Source organism: Escherichia ruysiae (assembly GCF_031323975.1).
GTDB classification, from domain to species: domain Bacteria; phylum Pseudomonadota; class Gammaproteobacteria; order Enterobacterales; family Enterobacteriaceae; genus Escherichia; species Escherichia ruysiae.
Genome location: NZ_JAVIWS010000001.1, coordinates 3,432,852 through 3,458,937, shown reverse-complemented (window position 1 = coordinate 3,458,937; position 26,086 = coordinate 3,432,852). Strand labels below are relative to the sequence as shown.

Annotated in this window: 23 protein-coding genes; 14 read left to right on the top strand and 9 right to left on the bottom strand. The window is 50.2% G+C overall.

From position 1 onward, the window contains the following. Positions 1-5 precede the first annotated feature (5 nt). The 7 genes from RGV86_RS16685 to panC all read left to right on the top strand — a co-directional run bounded on the left by RGV86_RS16685 (position 6) and on the right by panC (position 7,595). On the top strand, positions 6-2,630 hold the full coding sequence (locus RGV86_RS16685; RefSeq protein ID WP_000576774.1) for an outer membrane usher protein: 2,625 nt from the start codon (positions 6-8) through the stop codon (positions 2,628-2,630). Between the two features lie 22 nt (positions 2,631-2,652). After that, the gene (locus RGV86_RS16680) at positions 2,653-3,213 is read left to right on the top strand and encodes a fimbrial protein (protein ID WP_024165102.1); all 561 of its coding nucleotides are present in this window, start codon (positions 2,653-2,655) and stop codon (positions 3,211-3,213) included. 12 nt (positions 3,214-3,225) lie between these two features. Beyond that, positions 3,226-3,810, top strand: coding sequence for a fimbrial protein (locus RGV86_RS16675; protein WP_000832274.1), 585 nt, complete (start codon positions 3,226-3,228; stop codon positions 3,808-3,810). A gap of 31 nt (positions 3,811-3,841) precedes the next feature. Continuing rightward, a complete protein-coding gene (locus tag RGV86_RS16670) occupies positions 3,842-4,420 on the top strand; it encodes a fimbrial-like protein (protein ID WP_000820615.1) in 579 nt (192 codons plus the stop codon). 196 nt (positions 4,421-4,616) lie between these two features. Beyond that, positions 4,617-5,828, top strand: coding sequence for a fimbrial-like adhesin (locus tag RGV86_RS16665; protein WP_085460334.1), 1,212 nt, complete (start codon positions 4,617-4,619; stop codon positions 5,826-5,828). A gap of 112 nt (positions 5,829-5,940) precedes the next feature. After that, positions 5,941-6,732, top strand: coding sequence for a 3-methyl-2-oxobutanoate hydroxymethyltransferase (panB, locus tag RGV86_RS16660; RefSeq protein WP_000805494.1), 792 nt, complete (start codon positions 5,941-5,943; stop codon positions 6,730-6,732). Positions 6,733-6,743: 11 nt separating this feature from the next. After that, positions 6,744-7,595, top strand: coding sequence for a pantoate--beta-alanine ligase (panC, locus tag RGV86_RS16655; RefSeq protein WP_032224453.1), 852 nt, complete (start codon positions 6,744-6,746; stop codon positions 7,593-7,595). Positions 7,596-7,689: 94 nt separating this feature from the next. On the opposite strand, the gene RGV86_RS16650 is transcribed toward panC, so the two are convergent. Then, positions 7,690-8,592 carry an Rpn family recombination-promoting nuclease/putative transposase gene (locus tag RGV86_RS16650; protein WP_085460332.1) on the bottom strand — a complete coding sequence of 301 codons (903 nt, stop codon included), beginning with the start codon at positions 8,590-8,592 and terminating at the stop codon, positions 7,690-7,692. Positions 8,593-8,865: 273 nt separating this feature from the next. Here RGV86_RS16650 and panD point away from each other — a divergent pair, with 273 nt between their 5' ends. Continuing rightward, positions 8,866-9,246 carry an aspartate 1-decarboxylase gene (gene panD / locus RGV86_RS16645; protein WP_000621508.1) on the top strand — a complete coding sequence of 127 codons (381 nt, stop codon included), beginning with the start codon at positions 8,866-8,868 and terminating at the stop codon, positions 9,244-9,246. A gap of 3 nt (positions 9,247-9,249) precedes the next feature. Here the strand turns inward: panD and RGV86_RS16640 are convergent, their stop codons facing one another. The 4 genes from RGV86_RS16640 to RGV86_RS16625 form a co-directional block, all read right to left on the bottom strand. Further along, the gene (locus RGV86_RS16640; RefSeq protein WP_085460331.1) at positions 9,250-10,476 is read right to left on the bottom strand and encodes a polysaccharide deacetylase family protein; all 1,227 of its coding nucleotides are present in this window, start codon (positions 10,474-10,476) and stop codon (positions 9,250-9,252) included. Between the two features lie 56 nt (positions 10,477-10,532). After that, positions 10,533-10,973: a PTS sugar transporter subunit IIA gene (locus RGV86_RS16635; RefSeq protein ID WP_000901973.1), complete on the bottom strand. Its 441-nt coding sequence runs from the start codon at positions 10,971-10,973 to the stop codon at positions 10,533-10,535. Between the two features lie 104 nt (positions 10,974-11,077). Then, on the bottom strand, positions 11,078-11,848 hold the full coding sequence (locus tag RGV86_RS16630; protein WP_000972201.1) for an ABC transporter permease: 771 nt from the start codon (positions 11,846-11,848) through the stop codon (positions 11,078-11,080). Then, the gene (locus RGV86_RS16625; protein ID WP_000150637.1) at positions 11,845-12,771 is read right to left on the bottom strand and encodes an ABC transporter ATP-binding protein; all 927 of its coding nucleotides are present in this window, start codon (positions 12,769-12,771) and stop codon (positions 11,845-11,847) included. The genes RGV86_RS16630 and RGV86_RS16625 overlap by 4 nt, the downstream gene beginning before the upstream one ends. Positions 12,772-12,879: 108 nt before the next feature. Here RGV86_RS16625 and can point away from each other — a divergent pair, with 108 nt between their 5' ends. Beyond that, positions 12,880-13,542 carry a carbonate dehydratase gene (gene can / locus RGV86_RS16620; protein WP_000651596.1) on the top strand — a complete coding sequence of 221 codons (663 nt, stop codon included), beginning with the start codon at positions 12,880-12,882 and terminating at the stop codon, positions 13,540-13,542. Between the two features lie 40 nt (positions 13,543-13,582). Here can and hpt read toward each other — a convergent pair whose 3' ends face one another. Next, positions 13,583-14,119: a hypoxanthine phosphoribosyltransferase gene (gene hpt / locus RGV86_RS16615; protein ID WP_000683335.1), complete on the bottom strand. Its 537-nt coding sequence runs from the start codon at positions 14,117-14,119 to the stop codon at positions 13,583-13,585. Between the two features lie 205 nt (positions 14,120-14,324). On the opposite strand from hpt, the gene gcd reads away from it, so the two are divergent. Next, the gene (gcd, locus tag RGV86_RS16610; protein ID WP_085460330.1) at positions 14,325-16,715 is read left to right on the top strand and encodes a quinoprotein glucose dehydrogenase; all 2,391 of its coding nucleotides are present in this window, start codon (positions 14,325-14,327) and stop codon (positions 16,713-16,715) included. Between the two features lie 180 nt (positions 16,716-16,895). Here the strand turns inward: gcd and cueO are convergent, their stop codons facing one another. Then, positions 16,896-18,446, bottom strand: coding sequence for a multicopper oxidase CueO (cueO, locus tag RGV86_RS16605; protein WP_032224445.1), 1,551 nt, complete (start codon positions 18,444-18,446; stop codon positions 16,896-16,898). A 164-nt stretch (positions 18,447-18,610) separates the two neighbouring features. Between cueO and RGV86_RS16600 the strand changes: the two genes are divergently transcribed. From RGV86_RS16600 to speD, 3 genes are all read left to right on the top strand, one after another. Then, the gene (locus tag RGV86_RS16600) at positions 18,611-18,958 is read left to right on the top strand and encodes a YacC family pilotin-like protein (RefSeq protein WP_000846617.1); all 348 of its coding nucleotides are present in this window, start codon (positions 18,611-18,613) and stop codon (positions 18,956-18,958) included. 105 nt (positions 18,959-19,063) lie between these two features. Next, a complete protein-coding gene (speE, locus tag RGV86_RS16595) occupies positions 19,064-19,930 on the top strand; it encodes a polyamine aminopropyltransferase (protein WP_085460329.1) in 867 nt (288 codons plus the stop codon). Positions 19,931-19,945: 15 nt separating this feature from the next. Next, complete coding sequence (speD, locus tag RGV86_RS16590) at positions 19,946-20,740, top strand: adenosylmethionine decarboxylase (protein ID WP_000734284.1); 795 nt, start codon at positions 19,946-19,948, stop codon at positions 20,738-20,740. Positions 20,741-20,777: 37 nt separating this feature from the next. Here the strand turns inward: speD and yacL are convergent, their stop codons facing one another. Beyond that, positions 20,778-21,140: a protein YacL gene (gene yacL, locus RGV86_RS16585; RefSeq protein WP_010345363.1), complete on the bottom strand. Its 363-nt coding sequence runs from the start codon at positions 21,138-21,140 to the stop codon at positions 20,778-20,780. A 174-nt stretch (positions 21,141-21,314) separates the two neighbouring features. Beyond that, positions 21,315-23,912: a bifunctional aconitate hydratase 2/2-methylisocitrate dehydratase gene (acnB, locus tag RGV86_RS16580; protein ID WP_085460328.1), complete on the bottom strand. Its 2,598-nt coding sequence runs from the start codon at positions 23,910-23,912 to the stop codon at positions 21,315-21,317. 354 nt (positions 23,913-24,266) lie between these two features. On the opposite strand from acnB, the gene RGV86_RS16575 reads away from it, so the two are divergent. Continuing rightward, a complete protein-coding gene (locus RGV86_RS16575) occupies positions 24,267-26,075 on the top strand; it encodes a DUF3300 domain-containing protein (protein ID WP_085460327.1) in 1,809 nt (602 codons plus the stop codon). The last annotated feature ends 11 nt before the right edge of the window (positions 26,076-26,086 follow it).

Sequence of the window (26,086 nt, the reverse complement as noted above, 5' to 3'; positions counted from 1 at the left end):
TATTGATGATTTTTTTGCGATGCGAGTATAAAAAAAAGATGGCTCATTGTAAATTAACAAGGATCGCTATTATCTTCTCCTGCATTTATGCCCAAAGCACGAATGCAACAGAGACGATTGAGTACGACCCAAGCTTTCTCATGGGCTCTTCCGCCAGAGGAATAGACTTATCGCGCTATTCTGATGGCAACCCGGCAATGCCTGGAAATTATGACGTAAAGGTTTACGTCAATAATATTTCCGCCAGCAGCCTGAACATCGAAATGATTGATGTGGGCAAGAGAAACGCCGAAGCCTGTATTTCGCGAAAAATACTGAGTCAGCTTCATATAAAACAACCTGATCTCCGGGACGGAGAAGCAGTATTACAAAAACGCAATGAAAGCGCAGATGATTGCCTTGATATCGCAAAAGCTATTCCACAGTCACAGGTTTATTTCGATACTAACGATCAAAAACTGGAACTGACAGTTCCGCAAGTCTGGATCATGCGTAATTACCAGGGCTATGTTGATCCTTCACTATGGGAGGATGGTATAAATGCAGCCATGCTCTCCTATCGTATGAATGCCTGGCGCAACACGCAGCATAACGACGAAAACCAGACTTTTTATACCGCCTTCAATACCGGTATTAACCTCGGAAACTGGCATCTGAGAAGCAACGGTAACTACAGTTGGCAGCAGGATATTGGCAGCAATCTGGATTTCCAGAACAGCTATCTTCAGCGTGAACTGCCATTTATTCGCTCACAATTAGTGGTCGGGGAAACCTATACAACCGGGGAAACTTTCGACTCCGTTAGTATAAAAGGGGTACGCCTGTATAGCGACGACCGCATGTTGCCACCGTCAATGACCGGATTTGCGCCTGTTATCCGTGGTGTTGCTAACAGCAACGCTAAGGTTACCGTAACACAGGGCGGCTACAAAATTTATGAAGGCACCGTTCCTCCGGGTGAGTTCGCCATCGACGATATTTCCCCTTCCGGCTACGGCAACGACCTGTTAGTCACTATCGAGGAAGCAGATGGTTCGCGTCGCACTTTCTCTCAACCCTTCTCGTCCGTTATTCAGATGCTGCGCCCTGGCGTGGGTCGCTGGGATATCAGCGGCGGGCAGATTGATCGCGACGATCTTCGCGATGATTACAATCTTCTACAAGGTACATGGTATTACGGCATTAACAACACCTTTACTGGCTACACCGGCATTCAACTCACCGATGCTGACTACCAGGCCTTCCTGTTAGGGGTCGGGGTAAACACGTCAATTGGCGCCGTGTCGTTTGATGTGACGCAATCTCAGGCCAGGATATATGAGGACAAGACCTACACAGGGCAGAGCTACCGTGTTTCATGGAACAAAATGTTTAATGAAACCAATACGTCTTTAAATCTTGCCGCTTATCGCTACTCCACCAGCAACTACCTGGGGCTCAATGACGCACTGAATCTACAGGATGATGCCAAACATCTACCCGCCAATGAACGGCAGACGATGAACACTTACCAGCGTCTACGCAACCAGTTTACGATCAGCCTCAACCAACCGTTGAAATTTAAAGAGATAGATTATGGTTCTTTTTATCTGAACGGTAGCTGGACAGATTACTGGGGCGGAAGCAGCAGCCGGAGCTACTACTCAATGGGCTACAGCAAAGGGACGGATTGGGGCTCCTGGAGTGCTTCCATTCAGCGTACCTGGAATGAAGATGGCGAGCAGGATGATAGTTTCTATCTGAGCGTCAGCCTTCCTATCGAAAAATTGTTTGGTGGTAAACGACGTGAAAGTGGCTTCCAGTACGTTGACGCACGAATGAACACCGACTTTAACGGCAGCCACGCTTTCAGCGCCAGCACCAACGGTGCCAGCGGTGATGGTAAATACAGCTACAGCGTGAGTACTGATTACATCATCAATAAAAACAGTACCGATCTGGCTGATATCGGGGGCTACATAAGTTACGAATCTCCCTGGGGAACGTTGTCTGCTTCCGCAAGTGCAGATACTGACAGTAACCGTCAGATGTCATTAAGCACTGACGGCGGTTTTGTTCTGCATCAGGGAGGGGTTACGTTTTCTGGCGACAGCTTCAGCGACAGCGATACATTGGTTCTGGTAAAAGCCCCTGGCGCTGCAGGCGCACGAATAAACTATGGTAACAATACCATCGATCGCTGGGGATATGGCATCTCCTCATCCGCATCGCCTTACAAGGAAAATAACATCAGCCTGGATATTAAAGGGCTGGAAAACGATGTCGAGCTAAAAAGTACCAGTTCCCGCACCGTACCGCGCTACGGTGCTATCACACTGACCAACTTTGAAACTGACCAGGGGCGCTCAGCAATGGTGACCCTACACCGCAATGACGGCCAGCCATTGCCGTTTGCCGCAGATGTCACCGATGAACAAGGTAATGTCCTTGGTTATATCGGCCAGGGTAACCGGGCCTTTATCAGAGGTATAGAAGATAAAGGGGTGTTGCGGGTGAACTGGTTCGATGAGAACAGACAAGCTCAGCATTGCCTTGCTCATTATCAGGTTCCGATGACAGCTACTGAAGAAAGTGGCAACCGGTCCCTGTTGTTGGATAACGTACTGTGTACGGTATCTGTGACTCGCTAAATCCGCAAATTTTGGAAAAGCTATGAGACGGAAAAGTATTCCCTTTGCTTTAGGCGCACTTATGCTAACCGCTCCGGTGTTCGCTGTTGATGTCGATGTAAAGTTCATCGCCACAATCGTACAGCCAACCTGTGATATGTCGGTGATCCCCTATGGCGGTTCAAACATCAGTAATGCAGGAACGAACGCCTATAAGCTAACTATTCCCGATATTCGTCTCGATCAATTGCGTGCTAAAGGTGCCGAGAGCCAGGCAAACTTTACATTGAAGCCTGCTAACTGTAATGGGCTTACAGGACTGAAAACGACAATAAAAGCGGAAAAAACATCTACCGAACAACCCGTGTTAGCCATACCGTCTTCAGCCACTGGCAAGGCCTCAAACATTGGCGTTGCTTTCCGCCGCCAGTCATCATCGGACGATGTCTACTTTGGCTTAAATAATAACACCACCATTGTATGGACGGCCGATGAAATGAGTAAAGGATTAAACTTAAGCGCAGCCATGCGTGAAGTTACGCCAAATACTGGCACGATCGGCCCATTTGATGCCAAAGTCACGTTTAATTTCACCTATGAGTAACGGGGTAATCTAATGAAAAGAGTAAAATTAGCCTGGTGTGTCGCGAGTGTTTTGACCTGCGCTACTCTTGGTATCAACCCGGTGCAAGCGACCGTTGACGCATTAGATTTGACTATTGTTACCAATATCACCGCCGGGACCTGTAAAGTTGAGTTGCAGGACACGGGTAGTGCAAAGATTGACACCGTCAATTTCCAGAACGTCTATATTCCCGAAGTGATCAGCAAAGCAAAGGTGCAAAAATTCCAGTTGGCATTTAGCGGCTGTGATGGTCTGCCACAGAATCAGGCGGTATTTACCCTAAGCCCGGGAAATGGCGCAACTTGTGATGGCAACGGCAATGGGAAAGCATTTGCTAACGCCGCATCGACCAACAAAGCGGAAGCGGTAGCCGTCGAAGTTTGGGACTCTGCGACACCAGACAGTGGTAAGCAAATCGAGTGTAAAGCTAAAAACTCGACCACTGTGAACATGACGAATAATGCCAAAGTGTTTCCGCTTAGCGCACGGTTGGTACGCGACAGTGGCAAAGCAGATACTGACGTCAGAGCCGGTGATTTTAACACCCCTGCGGTGTTTAACATCACTTACCAGTAAATTTTGACGTAGCCAGTGCAAAAGTGATGTTATGAAAAGACATAATTTATTTGCCGCTTTAACGATAAACATAGCCTTGATGTGTTCCGCCGCCTATGCGGAGCTTAATGTTGATTTTAATGCTAAAGTTCTCAGCTCAACTTGCAAAATGGAAATCGACAATAACGGTATCATTAATTTAGCCACTGTAGGGCTGGATTATTTCGCCAACAGCACGACAGCGGAACAATATTATACGGGCGGCAAAAACTTCTCCATTCTGTTATCTGGTTGTTCCGGTACAGCATTAACCGGAACAAAACAGTTGCACTTGGACTTTAAACCCAGAACGGGCTCTTTTGCACCTGGCTCATCGCAGATATTCCCAAACGAGGACATCAACGGAGCCAGTAATATCGGAATAGTCATTTTTTCGGTTAATGACAGTAATAATAAGTTTAATGTCTGGTCTCCTGCAGGAGTTTCCCGGTCTGTATACGCTATCGACGCCGATAAAATGAATGACTCACGCTGGAATTTTTATACCAGAATGCAAAAAGTCAATAACGCTGCCAGCGTTGGTAGTGGCAAAGTGACAACCAGCGTACTGGTCGATGCATGGTACGAATAACCAGCGTAAGGAAATGGAAAAATCAGGATGGAACCTATGATTTTAACACAATTAGAAATTCTCAATGAGCAGGTGCAATTGACAAGCACAATTTCATTATCGCCTGGACGAACGCCTCAGGTTAGCTATGCCAGCTATTCTTTAGTAAGACAATTTATTATGCACTCATACAACAAACATATTTAAAGGAGTGAATATGAAAACATCTTCACATATTATTTTTTTTAGTATTCTTTTTTTGTTTAGTTCTGTTTGTTACGCAAAAATTGATTTTATTGTGGGTGCCGGCGCGACTCCACCAGACAGAGATGGTCGCGTAAATTTTATGTATCCTGGAAATAATAGTCTGGTGTTTTATCGCCCGAAATCGTTGGGTCCTACTGGGGTACAATTATACTGGGAGGGTCAGGATACAGCTTCTAATGGTGTTCTTTATTGTACAGCACATAAGAGCGCCTCTGGTGGCCCGATGACGATACGAAATGCAATGGTCGACTCCGGACTCTCTTATGGCGGACATAAATTATTCAAAACATCTGTTACCGGACTTTATTACACATTAAAAATTTCAGCTATATGGTCAGCTTATAATACAAGAGCAGATGTTTCTGAAATATATATCGGGGATACAGAAGCGCAAAAATTTCACTTTGTATTCCATGACGCCGATATGGAAAGAAGATGTAAAGACATGGATAATAACTATCCACAATTTTGGGGATTAGGAGGAATATTCCAGACTTTTACCGTTGAATTTTATACAGATGCCACGTTTGCGCCTACAGCAACCCAAAATATCACATTACTGAGCACAAGTGATTATATTTATCGTTTTAAAGCCGAAGACGCCGGCTCAGCGATCCAGGGATACAGCGGGCCTATCTATATCAACTTTAATTTAAGTAATGTAAAACTATCGCTTCCTACATGTTTTTCTTCAGTTGTAACAGGAGATACCGTCCAGAACTCAACTGTCGCATTGGGGAGCTACGAAGTCAGTCAAATTAAAAATGGCGCAACGCCTGTGCCTTTTCAGATAACATTGCAAAACTGTATTCGAGTACAAAATATTGAAACCAAAATGACCTCTGCAAAAATAGGGCAACAGAATAAAAAGTTACTCGCCAATACCCTGCAAGGTAACGGTGCAGCAGAGGGCGTCGGCGTACTTATTGAAGGCTTAAAAAACAGTGTTAATGGAAAAATGGTTCTTGAGCCTAATGTAGGAACGTCTGTTTATAAAGCGTATGAAAGCGAGATTGATTCATCAGGGGGGATTTACCCCGGAAAAGGTCAAGGCACAACACAGCCCCTTGAATTTCAGGCGACATTGAAGCAAGACGGGAATAGTACGATAAAAGCAGGCGATTTCGAAGCCACCGGCAGATTCCAGATTACCTACCCTTGACAAGCCAAACACATCGTCAGGCAACTGACGATGTGACCCACTAAAACGATTGCCCCCCTTAATACGACTGATAGAATGCCAACAGATCTGACATTAGCCATCAGGACACGTTATGAAACCAACTACCATTTCCCTGCTGCAAAAATGTAAACAGGAAAAAAAACGCTTCGCCACCATCACTGCTTACGACTATAGCTTTGCAAAATTGTTTGCCGACGAAGGAATTAACGTCATGCTGGTGGGGGATTCCCTTGGAATGACGGTTCAGGGCCATGACTCCACCCTCCCTGTCACTGTGGAAGATATCGCCTACCACACTGCCGCCGTTCGTCGCGGTGCGCCAAACTGTCTGCTGCTGGCTGACCTGCCATTTATGGCTTATGCCACTCCTGAACAAGCATTTGAAAACGCCGCAACTGTCATGCGCGCGGGTGCGAATATGGTCAAAATCGAAGGCGGTGCCTGGCTGGTAGAAACAGTTCAAATGCTGACCGAACGCGCAGTTCCTGTTTGTGGGCATTTGGGCTTAACGCCACAGTCAGTGAATATTTTCGGTGGTTATAAAGTGCAAGGGCGTGGCGATGCAGGCGACCGTTTACTTAATGACGCCTTAGCCTTAGAAGCCGCTGGGGCACAGTTGCTGGTGCTGGAATGCGTACCGGTTGAGCTGGCAAAACGTATTACCGAGGCGCTGGCGATTCCGGTTATCGGTATTGGCGCGGGGAATGTAACCGACGGACAAATCCTCGTGATGCACGACGCATTCGGCATAACCGGTGGTCACATACCTAAATTCGCCAAAAATTTCCTTGCCGAAGCGGGCGACATCCGCGCTGCTGTACGGCAGTATATGGCTGAAGTGGAGTCCGGCGCTTATCCGGGCGAAGAACACAGTTTCCATTAAGGAGTCACGTTGTGTTAATTATCGAAACTCTGCCGCTGCTGCGTCAGCAAATCCGCCGCCTGCGTATGGAAGGCAAGCGTGTGGCGCTGGTGCCTACCATGGGTAACCTGCACGATGGTCATATGAAGCTGGTCGATGAAGCGAAAGCCCGCGCCGATGTGGTCGTCGTCAGTATTTTCGTTAACCCGATGCAGTTCGATCGCCCGGAAGATCTGGCTCGCTATCCACGCACCTTGCAGGAAGACTGCGAGAAGCTGAATAAACGTAAAGTGGATCTGGTTTTCGCTCCATCAGTAAAAGAGATCTACCCGAACGGTACAGAAACCCACACCTATGTTGATGTTCCCGGTCTTTCCACCATGCTGGAAGGTGCCAGCCGCCCAGGGCATTTCCGTGGCGTTTCGACCATCGTCAGCAAACTGTTCAACCTTGTCCAGCCGGACATCGCCTGCTTCGGTGAAAAAGATTTTCAGCAACTGGCGCTGATCCGCAAAATGGTTGCCGATATGGGCTTTGATATTGAGATTGTCGGTGTGCCGATTATGCGCGCGAAAGACGGTCTGGCGCTCAGTTCCCGTAATGGTTATCTGACGGCAGAACAACGCAAAATTGCGCCAGGCCTGTACAAGGTTTTAAGTTCGATTGCCGACAAATTGCAGGCTGGAGAGCGGGATCTCGATGAAATTATTGCCATTGCCGGGCAAGAACTGAATGAAAAAGGTTTCCGCGCCGATGATATTCAGATTCGTGATGCTGACACGTTGCTGGAAGTCACTGAAAACAGTAAACGCGCCGTGATTCTGGTAGCAGCCTGGCTTGGCGATGCTCGCCTGATCGACAATAAAATAGTCGAACTGGCGTAATACTTAACTGGCGCTACGGCTGATGGCGCCAGTTATTCATTTGCCCACGTCATGGCGATGACGTCTGTAAGCGATTATTCATATCGCAGGCAATTTAGTTAGAGTTAATTAGCTTATCAATCTCGGCAAGAGGTAAATTTGCCATCTCTGCAACGTCTTCCCGAGACATTCCTTTACTCAGAAGACGATGGGCCATCTTCTCAATTCCCTGCTGTATCCCCTTCTCAATTCCCTTCTCAATCCCCTTCTCTTCAAACCACTGCGCCAACGTCATCATAGACTCCCCTCCCGATTCCCTGTCTCTCACCACACCGTAAAACAAATCCGCTTGTTCAGTATGACCGCGTTGCAGCATATAGTTTTGCATGGCAACTAACTGACTTCCGTTAGTGTACCCTTCGTCAATCAGCGTGACCAGTTGCTCCAGCAATAACATTAAGTCGCGCTGGCGAATATGTTTTTGCAGCAGTTCGAGAATCGCAATCCGCCGATGCTGCATGATCTCGTCATCCGGCGTGATAGTGATATCCACCAGCGTGAAAGGGTTGTTATAGACACGTCGCGCCAGTTCCGGTGAGTAAAACATATCAAACCAGCACATTGAGAGCGGGTAAGGCGTGGCCTCGCCCTGATAAAACAGAATCGGCACCACCAGCGGCAGCTTATCGTGGTCAGCCTCCAGATGTCGGTGCATGGCGGCAATAGAGTAGCGCATCATGCGAAAGGCCATTTTTTTGTCCGGCTTGCTTTGATGTTCAATCACGACATACAGATAGCCGGGATTACCCAGCATTTGCACGGAATAGAGCACGTCGGTGCTGTGCCCTTTCAGGCTTTCTTCGATGAAACTCCCCGACTCCAGATGCAGCGTGTTGAGATCGCAGATCTCACGCAATTCCTCAGGCAGGTGTATGTCGAGGAAGTCGCGAGCGGTATCCGCATGCATTAAAAATTGTTTAAACACCGCGTCATGCGGCGTGGTACTTGGTGCGTCCATCTTACCTGCCTTCCGTGTTGTCTTGCGTGAAGGCAGTATCCAGTCAAGGCGCGCAGTCGTCAGCCGCCTCTTTATTGTTTACCGAGCTGCGTTCAGAGAAATTTCAATCGGTTACAGGCGTTGCATGGCGGGCTTCGGCGCGGTACGCAAACTGCTGATGCAAATGCCGTCAGATGAGTAGACACTAAACAAAAATCGGGCAATACTGCGTGAGAATTTTCTCAAAGCAGGCTCCGCCTGCTTCGTTAACGACAGGGTAGAAAGGTAGAAGTTATGATTCGCACGATGCTGCAGGGCAAACTCCACCGCGTGAAAGTGACTCATGCGGACCTGCACTATGAAGGTTCTTGCGCCATTGACCAGGATTTTCTTGACGCAGCCGGTATTCTCGAAAACGAAGCCATTGATATCTGGAATGTCACCAACGGCAAGCGTTTCTCCACCTACGCCATCGCGGCAGAGCGCGGTTCGAGAATTATTTCTGTCAACGGCGCGGCGGCTCACTGCGCCAGCGTCGGCGATATTGTCATCATCGCCAGCTTCGTCACTATGCCAGATGCCGAAGCCCGCACCTGGCGCCCCAACGTTGCCTACTTTGAAGGCGACAACGAAATGAAACGTACCGCGAAAGCGATCCCGGTTCAGGTTGCCTGATAATCACCCCTGCGGCTGGTTACTCACCAGCCGCGACATCGTCTCCAGCGAATCTGTTCTTAAGATATAAAGCCGTTTTAGCAACAAGGGATTATCCCCCAGTTTTACTTTACCTTTCATGGTCGTCACCGCCAGATGAAATCCGGCATCATTTGCCGCTTTAACCGCTTTGTCATTAAATCCGCCAAACGGATAAGAAAGATACAATACATGCGGATTAAATTGCGTCAGCGCCCGACGTGAACGTTCAAAATCAAATAAAATATTATGCTCACTGCGGCTAAGTAATATGGGTCGGCGATAACCATCAACCCGATGTAAAAAATGGGTATGTGACTGGAAATCAAAAACATCGCTGACATCATGCAGTTCAGAAATACTCATAAACTGTAACGACTGTGGATTCCATTTTTGTGGATGGCGTTTAATACGCGAGGTAATAATAAATGCCGTCGCCTTCATACCGTATTGTTTCAGAATGGGGTATGCATAACGACTCACCGACTTCAAACCATCATCAAATGTCAACACAACCGCGCGAGCGGGGAGATTCATCGAATTACGCAGATATCCTTCCAGTTGATACAAGGTCAACGTGGTATATCCCCTGTCGCGCAACCAGGTCATCTGGTTATTGAATGCACGTACCGACGTTGTGGTCGACGTATGGCGAAAACGGGTATTCTCTTCATCGCGTAAAATATGATGGTAGGTCAATACAGGAATACCGTTATCCTGCTGCGCATCCAGCGCGCTGATATAGGCCAGACGTTCGCCAATACGAATTTGATACCAGGTTTGATTCAGGCGATCTTTCAATTTACTGATAATGGGATAACGCAAGTTATCGGCCAGCACGCCAAATGGCGCACTGCCTGCATCGGGCGCGTTATATACCGGCGTATCTTTCCAGGTAATAAGATTTTGGTTGCTCAGTGGTTTATTCAGATCACCCAGACCATCTTCAACTTTTTGCCGCCCTTGTACAGGTTCAAGATGACCTTTATCAATATACCCCGTAGCAAAACCAAAATTGAATTCATAATAATCGGCTGTGGTTGGGATGACCGAAATAATCTGCCCGGCACGAATGTTACCGACGGTTACCGTGTTGTCGCCAATTTTTCCCCAGATAGTCGCATCCTGAGTGGTTTGCATATAACGCGTGGGAAGTGCTGCGCTGACAGCAGATGAAACCAGCAGCACCAGGAAAATTATCTTTTTAATCATGAGGAAACTACCAGGCGAGAAACAACGCAGTTAGTGTAGCAAAATCAGAATGCGATTTAATACTCGAACCAATTGTGCTTGAGGACAAAAGGGGGATTCTTTTGTTGCTGATGCCAGAGGCTACTGACTTCAGGTGCTCCTGATGCCACGATATGCTCTCGAAATGCCGCACTGGACATTGTCTCCCGACAGGGGAGCATCTGCTCAATTAACGGTAACGTCACCCCAGAAATGACTTCACAACGAGAATGCTTGTGGCTTAATAACGACGCAACACGATAAGGTGCAGCGCCTGCTATATCGGTTAAAAAAATCACCCCATCGCCAGAATCAGTTTCATGCAGAGCATCGCACATCATGCGGCTGAGCATATTTGAACTTAACCCGCGCCAGAAATTCACTGCCCGGCACTGGATAAGTGCGCCATGTTTTTTTTCCAGCGCATCCAGTATCTCTTGCGCCCTATCGTCGTGACAGGTAATAACCCAACCTAACATCGCCTTCCTCCTTAGCCGAAAATCAGTCTACCCTGACCAGTATTGATAAAGGGTGATAGCCGTCAAAACTCCCCTCCCCCGTATCCGGAGGAGAGGAGAGCGACTTAGCTACGCAAGCCGCGCCCACGCTGGATCAGCGACCAGCAGATCAGATAAAACGCAATAATAAAAACAACCAGCACGCCAAAAGTCGTGACCAGCGGCACATCATTAATGCCGAGGAAGCCGTAGCGGAATCCACTGATCATATAAACGATTGGGTTCAGATGCGACAGTCCCTGCCAGAACGGCGGCAGCAAAGTCAGGGAGTAAAAGACCCCGCCCAAATACGTGAGTGGCGTTAATACAAAGGTTGGCACCAGGCTGATGTCATCGAACGTTTTGGCAAACACACCGTTCAGCAAACCCGCAAGGGAGAACAACACCGCCGTGAGCACCAGGGTTAAGGCAACGAATACCCACGAATGCACCTGAAACGGCACAAAGAACAGCGAAATCGCCGTCACCAGAATGCCAACAAACAACCCACGCGCAACACCACCGCCGACATATCCGGCGATAATCACGTGCGTTGGAACCGGAGCGACCAGCAACTCTTCAATATTACGCTGGAACTTGGCACCAAAAAATGATGATGCAACGTTGGCGTAGGCATTGGTGATCACCGACATCATGATCAGCCCCGGCACGATGAACTGCATATAGCTGAAGCCATGCATATCACCAATGCGCGAACCAATCAGGTTGCCGAAGATAATAAAGTAAAGGGTCATGGTGATGACCGGTGGCACCAGCGTCTGCACCCAGATACGCATAAAGCGATGAATTTCTTTCGCCCAGATGCTTTTTAATGCCACCCAGTAAAGATGCATCATGCGCGATCTCCTTGTTTTTCATTAACCAGTGAAACGAACAGCTCTTCCAGACGGTTGGCTTTGTTACGCATACTTAATACCTGAATGCCCTGCTCGCTTAACTGCGTAAATACGCTGTTGATCCCCTGCTCACGCAGCACTTCAACTTCCAGCGTGGCGGTATCTACCAGTCGATACTGATAACCATCGAGCTTCGGCAACGGGCTTTTCGGTGCGAGATCGAGAATAAAGGTTTCCGATTTCAGCTTCGCCAGCAGCGCCTTCATCGAGGTATTTTCCACCAGCTCACCGTGTTGAATAATGCCGATATTGCGGCACAGCATTTCTGCTTCTTCCAGGTAGTGTGTGGTGAGAATGATGGTGGTGCCTTTGTCGTTTAAATCCTTCAAAAAGCCCCACATTGAGCGGCGAAGTTCAATATCCACGCCTGCGGTCGGTTCGTCGAGAATCAGTAGTTTAGGTTCATGCATTAACGCACGGGCAATCATTAAACGGCGCTTCATCCCGCCAGATAACATACGCGCACGTTCGTTGCGTTTTCCCCATAGATCGAGTTGTTTAAGATATTTTTCGCTGCGGATGTACGCTTCTTTGCGCTCCACGCCGTAGTACCCCGCCTGATTCACCACAATTTGCTGCACGGTTTCAAACGGGTTGAAGTTAAATTCCTGCGGCACCAGCCCCAACTGGCGTTTGGCGTTGACGACATCTTTTTCAAGATCGTAACCAAATACGCTGACGCGCCCGGAGGTCTTATTTACCAGCGAGCTGATAATACCGATAGTGGTCGATTTCCCGGCCCCATTCGGCCCCAGAAGCGCATAAAAATCACCCGCCTCGACCTGCAAATCTATTCCACGAAGCGCCTGAACGCCGCCTGGATAGGTTTTTTTAAGCTGTTGAAGTTCCAGTGCAATGGTCATAAATTTTTACTTACCTTACGTTCTTACACTTTATCTGTGGTTTAAATCGTCCCGGAGTTGCCCTATATTAGCCAAACGTAATTATTTGGTTACAGGTCGTTAACCTCCATGAAAGACATAGATACACTCATCAGCAATAATGCACTATGGTCAAAAATGCTGGTGGAAGAGGATCCCGGGTTTTTTGAGAAACTGGCACAAGCGCAAAAACCGCGCTTTCTATGGATTGGATGTTCCGACAGTCGCGTTCCTGCAGAACGTTTAACCGGTCTTGAGCCGGGCGAACTCTTTGTTCACCGTAATGTTGCTAACCTGGTCATTCACACCGATCTAAACTGCCTCTCCGTGGTTCAGTATGCAGTGGATGTTCTCGAAGTTGAACATATTATTATCTGTGGCCACTATGGTTGCGGCGGCGTGCAAGCTGCTGTTGAAAACCCGGAACTGGGGCTTATCAACAACTGGCTGCTGCACATCCGCGATATCTGGTTCAAACATAGCTCATTGCTCGGCGAAATGCCGCCAGAGCGTCGTCTGGATACCCTGTGCGAACTGAACGTAATGGAACAGGTATATAACCTGGGTCACTCCACCATTATGCAATCAGCGTGGAAACGCGGGCAGAAAGTCACCATTCACGGCTGGGCTTACGGCATTCACGACGGCTTACTGCGTGACCTGGATGTCACAGCCACTAACCGCGAAACCCTGGAGCAACGTTACCGTCACGGGATTTCCAACCTCAAGCTGAAGCACATCAATCACAAATAAATTCGCCATGCCGGATGCAACACATCCGGCAAATCCGCACTTACTCGTCCAGCAGAATCACTTTGCCGATATACGGCAGATGGCGGTAACGCTGTGCGTAATCAATACCGTAACCCACCACAAACTCATCCGGGATCGAGAAACCGATAAATTCTACCGGCACGTTCACTTCACGGCGGGACGGTTTATCCAGCAGCGTACAAATCGCCAGCGACTTCGGTTCGCGCAGGCTTAAGATTTCACGCACTTTCGACAGTGTATTACCGGAGTCGATGATATCTTCAACAATCAGCACGTCCTTGCCACGGATATCTTCATCCAGATCTTTGAGGATTTTCACATCACGGGTGGTGGACATGCCGCTACCGTAGCTGGAGGCGGTCATAAAGTCGACTTCATGAGATACCTGAACTTCACGGCACAGGTCCGCCATAAACATAAATGAGCCACGCAGCAGGCCTACCAGCACCATATCGCTGCCGCTGTCTTTGTAACGCTCAGTAATCTGACGACCCAGTTCGGCGATACGCGCTTTAATCTCCGCTTCGGGGATCATTACTTCTACAGTATGTTTCATATCTCTAACCATATGATTTAAAAACAAATCACTTCGCACGGGCTAGCTTCGGCACCGCAGCAAAGCGCAAGACACGCAGTATACCAGTAAAACTATTCATTGGCGGAATCTGTTAATAAAGCTCAAATTGTGATGACGATCACACATGTTAAAACCTATAATTAATTGCTACTAAAATATTAATGAATTGAAATGGTGTCTCTTTATGGCAATTAACAATACCGGCTCGCGACGATTACTCGTCACGCTAACAGCCCTTTTTGCAGCTCTTTGCGGGCTGTATCTTCTCATTGGCGGAGGCTGGCTGGTCGCGATTGGCGGCTCCTGGTACTACCCTATTGCAGGCCTTGTGATGCTCGGCGTCGCCTGGATGCTGTGGCGCAGTAAACGCGCCGCGCTTTGGCTATACGCGGCTCTGCTGCTCGGCACTATGATTTGGGGCGTCTGGGAAGTCGGTTTCGACTTCTGGGCGCTGACTCCGCGCAGCGACATTCTGGTCTTCTTCGGCATCTGGCTGATCCTGCCGTTTGTCTGGCGTCGCCTGGTCATTCCTGCCAGCGGCGCAGTTGCCGCACTGGTGGTCGCACTGCTGATTAGTGGCGGAATCCTCACCTGGGCCGGATTTAACGATCCGCAGGAAATCAACGGCACCTTAAGCGCCGATGCCACGCCAGCAGAAGCCATCTCCCCCGTTGCCGATCAGGACTGGCCTGCCTATGGTCGCAATCAGGAAGGCCAACGCTTTTCGCCGCTGAAACAAATTAACGCCGATAACGTCCACAACCTGAAAGAAGCCTGGGTATTTCGCACGGGCGATGTGAAACAGCCGAACGATCCGGGCGAAATCACCAATGAAGTGACGCCAATAAAAGTGGGCGACACGCTTTACCTGTGTACTGCTCACCAGCGCCTGTTTGCACTTGATGCCGCCAGCGGCAAAGAGAAATGGCATTACGATCCTGAGCTGAAAACCAACGAGTCTTTCCAGCACGTAACTTGTCGTGGCGTCTCTTATCATGAAGCCAAAGCAGAAACTGCTTCGCCGGAAGTGATGGCGGATTGCCCGCGTCGTATCATTCTTCCGGTGAATGATGGCCGCCTGATTGCGATTAACGCTGAAAACGGCAAGCTGTGTGAAACCTTCGCCGATAAAGGCGTGCTCAATCTGCAAAGCAATATGCCGGATACCAAACCGGGTCTGTATGAGCCGACTTCGCCGCCGATTATCACCGATAAAACCATCGTGATGGCTGGTTCAGTCACCGATAACTTCTCAACCCGTGAAACATCTGGCGTGATCCGTGGTTTTGATGTCAACACCGGGGAGCTGCTGTGGGCTTTTGATCCGGGCGCGAAAGATCCGAACGCGATCCCGTCTGACGAACACACCTTTACCTTTAACTCGCCAAACTCGTGGGCACCTGCGGCCTATGACGCGAAGCTGGATCTGGTGTATCTGCCGATGGGCGTGACCACGCCGGATATCTGGGGCGGTAACCGCACACCGGAACAGGAACGTTATGCCAGCTCGATTCTGGCGCTGAATGCCACTACCGGGAAACTGGCGTGGAGTTACCAGACCGTTCACCATGACCTGTGGGATATGGATCTTCCGGCACAGCCGACGCTGGCGGATATCACCGTTAACGGTCAAAAGGTTCCGGTCATTTACGCTCCGGCGAAAACCGGCAACATTTTTGTGCTCGATCGTCGTAATGGTGAACTGGTGGTTCCTGCCCCGGAAAAACCAGTGCCACAAGGCGCAGCGAAAGGCGATTACGTTACCCCTACTCAACCGTTCTCTGAGCTGAGCTTCCGTCCGACAAAAGATCTAAGCGGTGCGGATATGTGGGGTGCCACCATGTTTGACCAACTGGTGTGCCGCGTGATGTTCCACCAGATGCGCTATGAAGGCATTTTCACCCCACCATCTGAACAGGGTACGCTGGTCTTCCCGGGTAACCTGGGGATGTTCGAATGGGGCGGGATTTCCGTTGATCCGAATCGTGAAGTGGCAATTGCCAACCCAATGGCGCTGCCGTTTGTTTCGAAACTGATCCCACGCGGTCCTGGCAACCCGATGGAACAGCCGAAAGATGCCAAAGGCACGGGTACGGAATCCGGTATTCAGCCGCAGTACGGCGTGCCGTATGGCGTCACGCTTAACCCGTTCCTTTCACCGTTTGGTCTGCCGTGTAAACAACCAGCATGGGGTTACATCTCGGCACTGGATCTGAAAACCAATGAAGTGGTGTGGAAGAAACGTATTGGTACGCCGCAGGACAGTATGCCGTTCCCGATGCCCGTTCCGGTGCCGTTTAATATGGGTATGCCGATGCTCGGCGGACCAATCTCCACGGCGGGTAACGTGCTGTTTATTGCCGCTACGGCAGATAACTACCTGCGCGCTTACAACATGAGCAACGGTGAAAAACTGTGGCAGGGTCGTCTACCAGCGGGCGGTCAGGCAACACCGATGACCTATGAAGTGAATGGTAAGCAGTATGTGGTGATCTCCGCAGGCGGTCACGGTTCATTTGGTACGAAGATGGGCGACTATATTGTGGCTTATGCGCTGCCGGATGATGTGAAGTAAGATTCGCTCAGATTACTGACAAAGTGCGCTTTGTTCATGCCGGATGCGGCGTAAACGCCTTATTCGGCCTACAAAATCGTATGGTGCGTAGGCCTGATAAGTGTAGCGCATCAGGCAATTTTGCGTTTGTCATCAATTTAAAGCCCGGAGAGATCCGGGCATATTTCCGAATACGTATTTTTACACCGTAAACCCTAACATCATCCCCGTATCTTCATGCTCCAGCAGATGGCAGTGCGCCATATAAGCATGTTCTTTCGGTGCGTCGTGATTAAACTTCACCAGCACTTCACTGACATTGCCTTCTACTTTAACGGTATCTTTCCAGCCTGCGCGATGCGTCGCTGGCGGTTTGCCATTTTCTGACAAGATACGGAACTGCGTACCGTGGATATGGAACGGATGCAGCATCATGTCACCCACGCCAGAAATAACCCAACGTTCGTACTGTCCTTTCGCCGCCGCAAACATCGGCTTGTTCATATCAAACGCCTGACCGTTGATTTTATTGGCATGGTGGAAATCGAACTTCCCGCCGTGGCTCATATGATTCATATTACCGTGCCCCATATGCCCCATCATCTGGCTGTGATCCATCCCGGCCATCGCCTGATCGCCATATTTCTCCATCAGCATCTGCATCCCCATCATATCGAGCATCGGATCCATAGAGAGTTGCAGATTGCGTACCGTTAATCCGTCCAGCGAAGGTAAAGCAGGCAGGCTACTTAATGTGTCAGGTAAGGCACCTGAAGCACTAATGGCAATCGGCTGAATACGCATTACCGGATGCGGCTTATCAAACGGCGCAATCGCCATTCCCATCTGGCTGACCGGTAGCGTCACCAGATCAAACGGTTTGTTGTCGTTAACCTCCACCAGCACTTCAAAACGCTCGCCCATCAGCACCGGCAGTTCGCTCACCTTCACCGGTTCAGGCAGCAGACCACCATCGCTGGCAATCACATACAGCGGGCGATTGTCGCTGGTGGCGAAATTGAGCGAGCGGGCATTACAGCCATTAAGCAAACGCAGGCGCAGCCAGCCACGCGGTGCAGCGTGTTGCGGGTAAATAGCGCCGTTGGTCAGCAGCGTATCGCCAAACCAGCCCACGGCGGCAGTCATCACATCCAGTTGATAATCAATCTGCCCGTCGGCGTTAAATTTTTTATCCTGAACGATCACCGGGACATCATCGATACCCCACTGTTTCGGCAGCATTAATTTCAGGATCTCGTCATCTTCAATCACTACCAGTCCTGCCAGCCCCATCGCCACCTGACGCCCGGTTTTGCCGTGTTGATGCGGATGGAACCAGCAAGTGGCGGCAGGTTGATCAACGTTCAGCGTCACCGTGCGTTTACCGCCAGGCGGAATAATCCCCTGCGGGCCGCCGTCCACTTCACCCGGCACTTCCAGCCCGTGCCAGTGCAACGTCGTCTCTTCCGCCAGTTGGTTATAGATATCAACCGTTACCGCTTTGCCGCGCTGTAATTTCACCGCCGGCCCCAGCAGATTGCCGTTGTAACCCCAGGTGGTCGCCGTTTTCCCGGCAAAGCTGGACTGGCCTTCACCAATAGTTAACTGAATACGATTACGGGCATCGGTCGTGAGCAAATCAGGGATCGGTAACGTTGGACGATCCGCCGCAAATACTGCGCGGCTCCACAGTGGCAAAGCCGAAGCCACGCCCAGCGCGACGGAATATTTTAAGAAATCACGACGTTGCATAGTTATTTCCTTATTCTTAAGCAGGCGAAACAAAATCAAACGTTGAGCATAGTCCTTCCCCTTACAGGAAGGTCAAGCCACAGACACAATTTAATCCACAATAATGGTCGTCGCCTCGCTCGCAGTGTGCTAACGTTTATCATCTTTAAGTCCTGGTAGAAGCAATGAAGACGTTTTTCAGAACAGTATTATTCGGCAGCCTGATGGCTGTATGCGCAAACAGTTACGCGCTCAGCGAGTCTGAAGCCGAAGATATGGCCGATTTAACGGCAGTGTTTGTTTTTCTGAAGAACGATTGCGGTTACCAGAACTTACCTAACGGGCAAATTCGTCGCGCACTGGTCTTTTTCGCCCAGCAAAACCAGTGGGATCTCAGCAATTACGACACCTTCGATATGAAATCTCTCGGTGAAGATAGCTATCGCGATCTCAGCGGTATTGGCATTCCCGTCGCTAAAAAGTGCAAAGCCCTGGCTCGCGATTCCTTAAGCCTGCTTGCCTACGTCAAATAATCCCTGATACCTTTTTGTAGAAATATTGACCGTGCATCTGCGGTCAATGTTAGCTATTATGTTGCGCCCTTTTTTTACGGGTGTTAACAAAGGAGGTATCAACCCATGGCCGAAAAAAAACGGTGGCATGAAACGCTACACGACCAGTTTGGGCAGTACTTTGCGGTAGATAACGTTCTGTATCATGAAAAGACCGATCACCAGGATCTGATCATTTTTGAGAACGCTGCATTTGGTCGCGTAATGGCGCTGGATGGCGTAGTACAAACCACCGAGCGCGACGAGTTTATCTATCATGAGATGATGACCCACGTTCCTCTACTGGCTCACGGTCACGCGAAACATGTGCTGATCATCGGCGGCGGCGACGGTGCCATGCTGCGTGAAGTGACCCGACATAAAAACGTTGAGTCAATCACGATGGTGGAAATCGATGCGGGTGTCGTGTCGTTCTGCCGTCAGTATCTGCCCAACCATAATGCCGGTAGCTACGATGATCTACGCTTTAAACTGGTGATCGATGATGGTGTCAATTTCGTTAATCAAACCAGCCAGACCTTCGACGTAATTATCTCCGACTGCACCGATCCTATCGGTCCCGGCGAAAGCCTGTTTACCTCAGCATTTTATGAAGGTTGCAAACGTTGCCTGAATCCTGGCGGTATTTTCGTCGCGCAGAACGGTGTCTGCTTTTTACAGCAGGAAGAGGCCATCGACAGCCATCGCAAACTCAGCCATTACTTCAGCGACGTTGGCTTTTATCAGGCGGCGATCCCGACCTATTACGGCGGTATCATGACTTTTGCATGGGCGACAGATAACGACGCCTTACGCCATCTCTCAACCGAAATTATTCAGGCGCGTTTTCTCGCCTCTGGCCTGAAATGCCGTTATTACAATCCGGCAGTCCATACAGCAGCTTTTGCCTTACCTCAGTATCTGCAAGACGCACTGGCTTCACAGCCGTCCTAAGGAGAAGATAAGAAATTGAAAAAACTGAAACTACATGGCTTTAATAATCTGACCAAAAGTCTGAGTTTTTGTATTTACGATATCTGCTACGCCAAAACTGCCGAAGAGCGCGACGGTTATATTGCTTATATCGATGAACTCTATAATGCCAATCGTCTGACCGAAATCCTGTCAGAAACCTGTTCCATTATCGGAGCCAATATTCTTAACATCGCCCGCCAGGATTACGAACCACAGGGTGCCAGCGTCACTATTCTGGTGAGCGAAGAGCCGGTTGATCCGAAACTTATCGACAAAACAGAACACCCCGGCCCGCTGCCAGAAGCCGTGGTTGCCCATCTCGATAAAAGTCATATTTGCGTACATACCTACCCGGAAAGCCATCCTGAAGGCGGTTTATGTACCTTCCGCGCCGACATAGAAGTCTCCACCTGCGGCGTGATTTCCCCGCTGAAGGCGCTGAATTACCTGATCCATCAGCTTGAGTCCGATATCGTAACCATTGATTATCGCGTGCGTGGCTTTACGCGTGACATCAACGGTATGAAGCACTTTATCGACCATGAGATTAATTCGATTCAGAACTTTATGTCCGAGGATATGAAGGCGCTGTATGACATGGTGGATGTAAACGTCTATCAGGAAAATATCTTCCATACCAAGATGTTGCTTAAAGAGTTCGACCTTAAGCACTACATGTTCCACACCAAACCGGAAGATTTAACCGACAGCGAGCGCAAAGAAATTACCGCTGCGCTGTGGAAAGAGATGCGCGAGATTTATTACGGGCGCAATATGCCAGCTGTTTAACGGCTCAGGCGGAGCACAGAGGCTCCGCCTGCTTTATTTACTTCTGCTGTACGAATTTACGGTACGCCGCCACCACCTGAAGAAAATCCTCAACGCCGCACAGCGACAGGCTTTCTTCGTCGTAGTAGTTCATCCCCTCTTCCATTTCATCGCCAGCAAATTCCAGTTGATTGGCGCGAATCATCACCTCTTCGCCGTCCATCCATAGCGTGTACTCATGCCCTGCCCGCTGCCAGGAACGTTCGCTACCTTTGAGCGTGCGCGCGGCGTCTTCCACTTCATCAAGCAAGGCCAGGTTTTCTTTCACCTCTTCATTAAACCAGTGCCCGACCACTTCATGCCCCATGGACATACGCACCTTTACCACTCCGGTAATATCGCGCAGAAATTCGTAATCCATAGTGTGTTCCTCTGCTCCCGGCAATGCGCCGAAATCGCATTGCGCCATTGATGTAATTATCGCAGCCTTACCGGAGAAAAACAGCGGAACGGCGATGGTTTAGAAATAAAAAATGCCCGGGAATCTCATTCACCGGGCATTGTGTTGTTTATGCGCAGCGCGTGCGCTTACTTATTAAACCGCAGTCTGGAAAATCACCCCGTCCGCTTTTTCGGTGTACTGAGAAAGCTGGTTGAAGTTCAGATAACGGTAAGTATCAACGGCTGTTTTATCTACCTGCGCAACATAGGTCTGGTACTCTTCCGGCGTTGGCAGTTTGCCAAGAAGTGCCGCGACAGCCGCCAGTTCCGCAGAAGCCAGGAAGACGTTCGCGCCAGTACCCAGACGGTTCGGGAAGTTACGGGTAGAGGTGGAAACCACCGTCGCACCGTCTGCCACACGCGCCTGGTTACCCATACACAGGGAACAGCCAGGTATCTCGATACGCGCACCGCTCTTACCGAAGACGCTGTAGTAGCCTTCTTCGGTCAACTGCGCGGCGTCCATACGGGTTGGCGGTGCCACCCACAGGCGGGTCGGCAGCTGGCCTTTATGCGCATCCAGCAGTTTACCAGCGGCACGGAAGTGACCGATGTTAGTCATGCAAGAACCGATAAACACTTCGTCGATCTTCTCGCCCTGTACCGCAGACAGCGGACGTGCGTCATCCGGGTCGTTCGGTGCACAGAGGATAGGTTCTTTGATATCAGCCAGATCGATGTCAATCACCGCTGCATATTCCGCATCCGCATCGGCTTCCAGCAGCTCAGGATTCGCCAGCCATTTTTCCATGCCCTGAATACGACGTTCCAGGGTACGACGATCGCCGTAACCTTCCGCGATCATCCACTTCAGCAGGACGATGTTGGAGTTCAGGTATTCGATGATCGGTTCTTTGTTCAGCTTGATGGTACAACCGGCAGCAGAACGCTCGGCAGACGCATCGGTCAGTTCAAATGCCTGCTCAACTTTCAGATCCGGCAGACCTTCAATTTCCAGGATGCGACCAGAGAAGATGTTTTTCTTGCCTTTCTTCTCAACGGTCAGCAGACCTTGTTTGATCGCATACAGCGGAATGGCGTGTACCAGATCGCGCAGGGTGATTCCCGGCTGCATCTTGCCTTTGAAGCGCACCAGAACAGATTCCGGCATGTCCAGCGGCATGACGCCAGTTGCGGCAGCAAATGCCACCAGACCAGAACCCGCCGGGAAAGAGATACCGATCGGGAAACGGGTATGGGAGTCACCGCCAGTACCGACGGTATCCGGAAGCAGCATACGGTTCAGCCAGGAGTGGATTACGCCGTCACCCGGACGCAGCGACACACCGCCACGGTTCATAATGAAGTCCGGCAGCGTGTGGTGTGTGTTAACGTCAACCGGCTTCGGATAAGCCGCAGTGTGACAGAAAGACTGCATCACCAGGTCAGCCGAGAAGCCCAGGCACGCCAGGTCTTTCAGTTCATCACGAGTCATTGGGCCGGTGGTGTCCTGAGAACCGACCGAAGTCATTTTCGGCTCACAGTAAGCGCCCGGACGAATGCCTTTAACGCCACAGGCACGCCCCACCATTTTCTGCGCCAGCGAGAAGCCGCGATCGCTCTCAGCGACATCTTTCGCCTGACGGAAAACATCGCTGTGCGGCAGGCCAAGTGCTTCACGCGCTTTGGTGGTCAGGCCACGACCGATAATCAGCGGAATACGGCCGCCAGCACGCACTTCATCAATCAGCACGTCGGTTTTCAGTTCGAAGGTCGCCAGCAGTTCGTTGGTTTCGTGGTTACGCACTTCACCTTTGTACGGATAAACGTCAATCACGTCGCCCATGTTCAGGCTGGAAACGTCCACTTCAATTGGCAACGCACCGGCATCTTCCATCGTGTTAAAGAAGATTGGTGCAATTTTACCGCCGAGGCACAAACCACCGCCGCGTTTGTTCGGCACATGTGGAATATCATCGCCCATAAACCACAGTACGGAGTTAGTGGCGGATTTACGCGAAGAACCAGTCCCTACAACGTCACCCACGTAGGCCAGCGGGAAACCTTTTTGTTGCAGAGCTTCGATCTGTTTGATCGGTCCAACAACGCCTGGCTGGTCTGGCTCGATGCCTTCACGGGCGTTTTTCAACATCGCCAGGGCGTGCAGTGGGATATCCGGACGCGACCATGCATCCGGTGCCGGAGAGAGGTCATCGGTGTTGGTTTCACCGGTCACTTTGAAGACGGTAACGGTCAGTTTTTCAGCCAGCGCCGGGCGATTCAGGAACCATTCGGCATCTGCCCAGGACTGCATAACCTGCTTCGCATATTTGTTGCCGGCTTTGGCTTTCTCTTCTACGTCATAGAAGTTATCGAACATCAGCAGCGTATGAGACAGTGCTTTGGCGGCAATTGGCGCCAGTTTGGCATCGTCCAGCGCATCGATCAGCGGATGAATGTTGTAACCACCCTGCATGGTGCCCAGCAGTTCAATGGCTTTTTCTGGAGTCAACAGTGGGGATTTGGCTTCGCCTTTCGCGATAGCAGCAAGGAAACCAGCTTTTACATAGGCGGCTTCATCGACGCCAGGGGGAACACGGTTGGTTAACAGATCTAACAGGAATTCTTCTTCGCCCGCAGGCGGGTTTTTCAGCAGCTCTACGAGCGCGGCCATTTGGTTTGCATCCAGGGGCTTGGGCGCAATCCCCTCAGCGGCACGCTCAGCTACGTGCTTACGGTATTCTTCTAGCACGACGGTTCTCCTCGCTCTCATTGTCATAGTGCGGCAGGCGATTCTCTTCACGCTCCTGTGAGACAGCAGTTTGTAGGGTAAATGCCCAGTACCGCAACGGGCAGAATAGCAGGATTTTGACGATGTGTTAATCTGTTTACAAAAAAGCAACATAAAAAAGTGGCTGAATCGTTAAGGATGGTCTAGAGATTGTTTCCCTTCGTAAAAACTTCGTTAATTCGCAGAGTGATAATCACCTTTATCAACGAATCCCAAGATTAGTCAAAATTTAAACTACCGCCTCTTTATACTCGGATTCACAGCACCTGCGGGTGGCAGTTCGCCGACCATTGCGATTTCCTTGAGATCCGAATTATGAAAATGACTTTGCCGTTTAAACCCCATGTGCTGGCGCTAATTTGCAGTGCCGGGCTTTGTGCCGCTTCCGGTGCTTTGTATGTAAAAAGCCGCACTGTGGAAACGCCTGTAGAAGCGCAAACTGTGCCTGTTGTCACTACAGCTACGCTTCCAGCAACGGTTTCCGCGCCGCCAGTAGTACCTGCCGTCGTCAAATCTACCTTCAGTACTGCGCAAATTGATCAATGGGTCGCGCCTGTCGCACTGTACCCCGATTCTCTGCTTTCACAAGTGTTAATGGCATCAACCTATCCGGCAAACGTTGCGCAAGCAGTGCAATGGTCGCACGATAATCCACTTAAACAAGGTGACGCTGCTATTCAGGCAGTAGCTGACCAGCCGTGGGATGCCAGCGTCAAATCACTGGTGGCGTTTCCACAGTTGATGGCATTGATGGGCGAAAACCCGCAATGGGTGCAAAACCTGGGCGATGCGTTTCTGGCACAGCCGCAGGACGTGATGGACTCGGTACAGCGTTTGCGTCAACTGGCGCAACAAACCGGGTCGCTGAAGTCATCAACCGAACAGAAAGTCATTACGACAACGAAGAAAGCTGTACCGGTAAAACCGGCTGTCGCGCCTTCCGCCATACAATCCAATACCGTTTCAACAGCCAGCCCCGTCATTACAGAACCTGCGCCAACCGTAATAACCATTGAGCCAACCAATCCGGATGTGGTTTATATTCCCAACTATAACCCAACCGTGGTTTACGGGAACTGGGCCAATTCCGCGTATCCGCCGGTTTACCTGCCGCCGCCAGCCGGAGAGCCGTTTGTTGACAGCTTTGTGCGCGGTTTCGGCTACAGCATGGGCGTTGCTACTACATACGCGTTATTCAGCAGCATCGACTGGGATGACGACGATCATGACCATCATCATGACGATGATGATTATCATCACCACGATGGCGGTCATCGTGACGGCAACGGCTGGCAACACAACGGTGACAACATCAATATTGACGTCAACAATTTCAACCGCATCACCGGTGAGCATCTTACTGATAAGAATATGGCATGGCGGCACAATCCAAACTACCGTAATGGTTTGCCTTATCATGATCAGGATATGGCAAAGCGGTTTCATCAAACCGATGTCAGTGGCGGCATGAGCGCCACGCCGCTTCCTGCACCGTCGCGCGACAGTCAGCGTCAGGCGGCGGCAAGCCAGTTTCAGCAACGAACACACGCCGCACCAGCCATTACGCGAGATACGCAACGTCAGGCTGCGGCACAACGGTTTAATGAAGCGGAACACGATGGCAATTATGAAGATTTTCGCGAGTTCAGCCGTCGCCAACCACTGACCCAGCAGCAAAAGGATGCCGCTCGTCAGCGTTATCAGTCGGCCTCACCTGAACAGCGCCAGGCGTTCCGTGAGAGAATGCAAACTAACCCGCAGAACCAGCAGCGAAGAGATGCAGCGCGTCAGCGTATTCAGTCCGCTTCACCTGAGCAGCGCCAGGCAGTCCGCGAGAAAATGCAGACTAACCCGAAGAACCAGCAGCGAAGAGATGCAGCGCGTGAGCGTATTCAGTCCGCATCACCAGAGCAGCACCCACTCAACCAACAGCAACGTGATAACGCCCGCCAGCGTATTCAATCGGCATCTCCTGAACAACGTCAGGTTTTTCGGGAGAAAGTTCAGGAGAACCGCCCGCAACGTCTAAACGACAGTAACCGTACTGCCAGGCTGAATAACGAGCAACGGTCTGCGGTACGTGAACGGTTGTCTGAGCGTGGAGCAAGAAGACTGGAAAGATAAATTGCAGGCGT

Excerpts from the sequence above, each read along its gene's own strand:
- RGV86_RS16635 (WP_000901973.1), bottom strand. The coding sequence starts at position 10,973 with ATGTTAGGTTGGGTTATTACCTGTCACGACGATAGGGCGCAAGAGATA.
- can (WP_000651596.1), top strand. The coding sequence starts at position 12,880 with ATGAAAGACATAGATACACTCATCAGCAATAATGCACTATGGTCAAAA.
- RGV86_RS16650 (WP_085460332.1), bottom strand. The coding sequence starts at position 8,592 with ATGGACGCACCAAGTACCACGCCGCATGACGCGGTGTTTAAACAATTT.
- RGV86_RS16640 (WP_085460331.1), bottom strand. The coding sequence starts at position 10,476 with ATGATTAAAAAGATAATTTTCCTGGTGCTGCTGGTTTCATCTGCTGTC.
- gcd (WP_085460330.1), top strand. The coding sequence starts at position 14,325 with ATGGCAATTAACAATACCGGCTCGCGACGATTACTCGTCACGCTAACA.
- panD (WP_000621508.1), top strand. The coding sequence starts at position 8,866 with ATGATTCGCACGATGCTGCAGGGCAAACTCCACCGCGTGAAAGTGACT.
- cueO (WP_032224445.1), bottom strand. The coding sequence starts at position 18,446 with ATGCAACGTCGTGATTTCTTAAAATATTCCGTCGCGCTGGGCGTGGCT.
- RGV86_RS16665 (WP_085460334.1), top strand. The coding sequence starts at position 4,617 with ATGAAAACATCTTCACATATTATTTTTTTTAGTATTCTTTTTTTGTTT.
- speE (WP_085460329.1), top strand. The coding sequence starts at position 19,064 with ATGGCCGAAAAAAAACGGTGGCATGAAACGCTACACGACCAGTTTGGG.
- RGV86_RS16625 (WP_000150637.1), bottom strand. The coding sequence starts at position 12,771 with ATGACCATTGCACTGGAACTTCAACAGCTTAAAAAAACCTATCCAGGC.
- hpt (WP_000683335.1), bottom strand. The coding sequence starts at position 14,119 with ATGAAACATACTGTAGAAGTAATGATCCCCGAAGCGGAGATTAAAGCG.
- yacL (WP_010345363.1), bottom strand. The coding sequence starts at position 21,140 with ATGGATTACGAATTTCTGCGCGATATTACCGGAGTGGTAAAGGTGCGT.
- RGV86_RS16670 (WP_000820615.1), top strand. The coding sequence starts at position 3,842 with ATGAAAAGACATAATTTATTTGCCGCTTTAACGATAAACATAGCCTTG.
- RGV86_RS16675 (WP_000832274.1), top strand. The coding sequence starts at position 3,226 with ATGAAAAGAGTAAAATTAGCCTGGTGTGTCGCGAGTGTTTTGACCTGC.
- panB (WP_000805494.1), top strand. The coding sequence starts at position 5,941 with ATGAAACCAACTACCATTTCCCTGCTGCAAAAATGTAAACAGGAAAAA.
- RGV86_RS16630 (WP_000972201.1), bottom strand. The coding sequence starts at position 11,848 with ATGATGCATCTTTACTGGGTGGCATTAAAAAGCATCTGGGCGAAAGAA.
- RGV86_RS16600 (WP_000846617.1), top strand. The coding sequence starts at position 18,611 with ATGAAGACGTTTTTCAGAACAGTATTATTCGGCAGCCTGATGGCTGTA.
- RGV86_RS16685 (WP_000576774.1), top strand. The coding sequence starts at position 6 with ATGATTTTTTTGCGATGCGAGTATAAAAAAAAGATGGCTCATTGTAAA.
- RGV86_RS16575 (WP_085460327.1), top strand. The coding sequence starts at position 24,267 with ATGAAAATGACTTTGCCGTTTAAACCCCATGTGCTGGCGCTAATTTGC.
- RGV86_RS16680 (WP_024165102.1), top strand. The coding sequence starts at position 2,653 with ATGAGACGGAAAAGTATTCCCTTTGCTTTAGGCGCACTTATGCTAACC.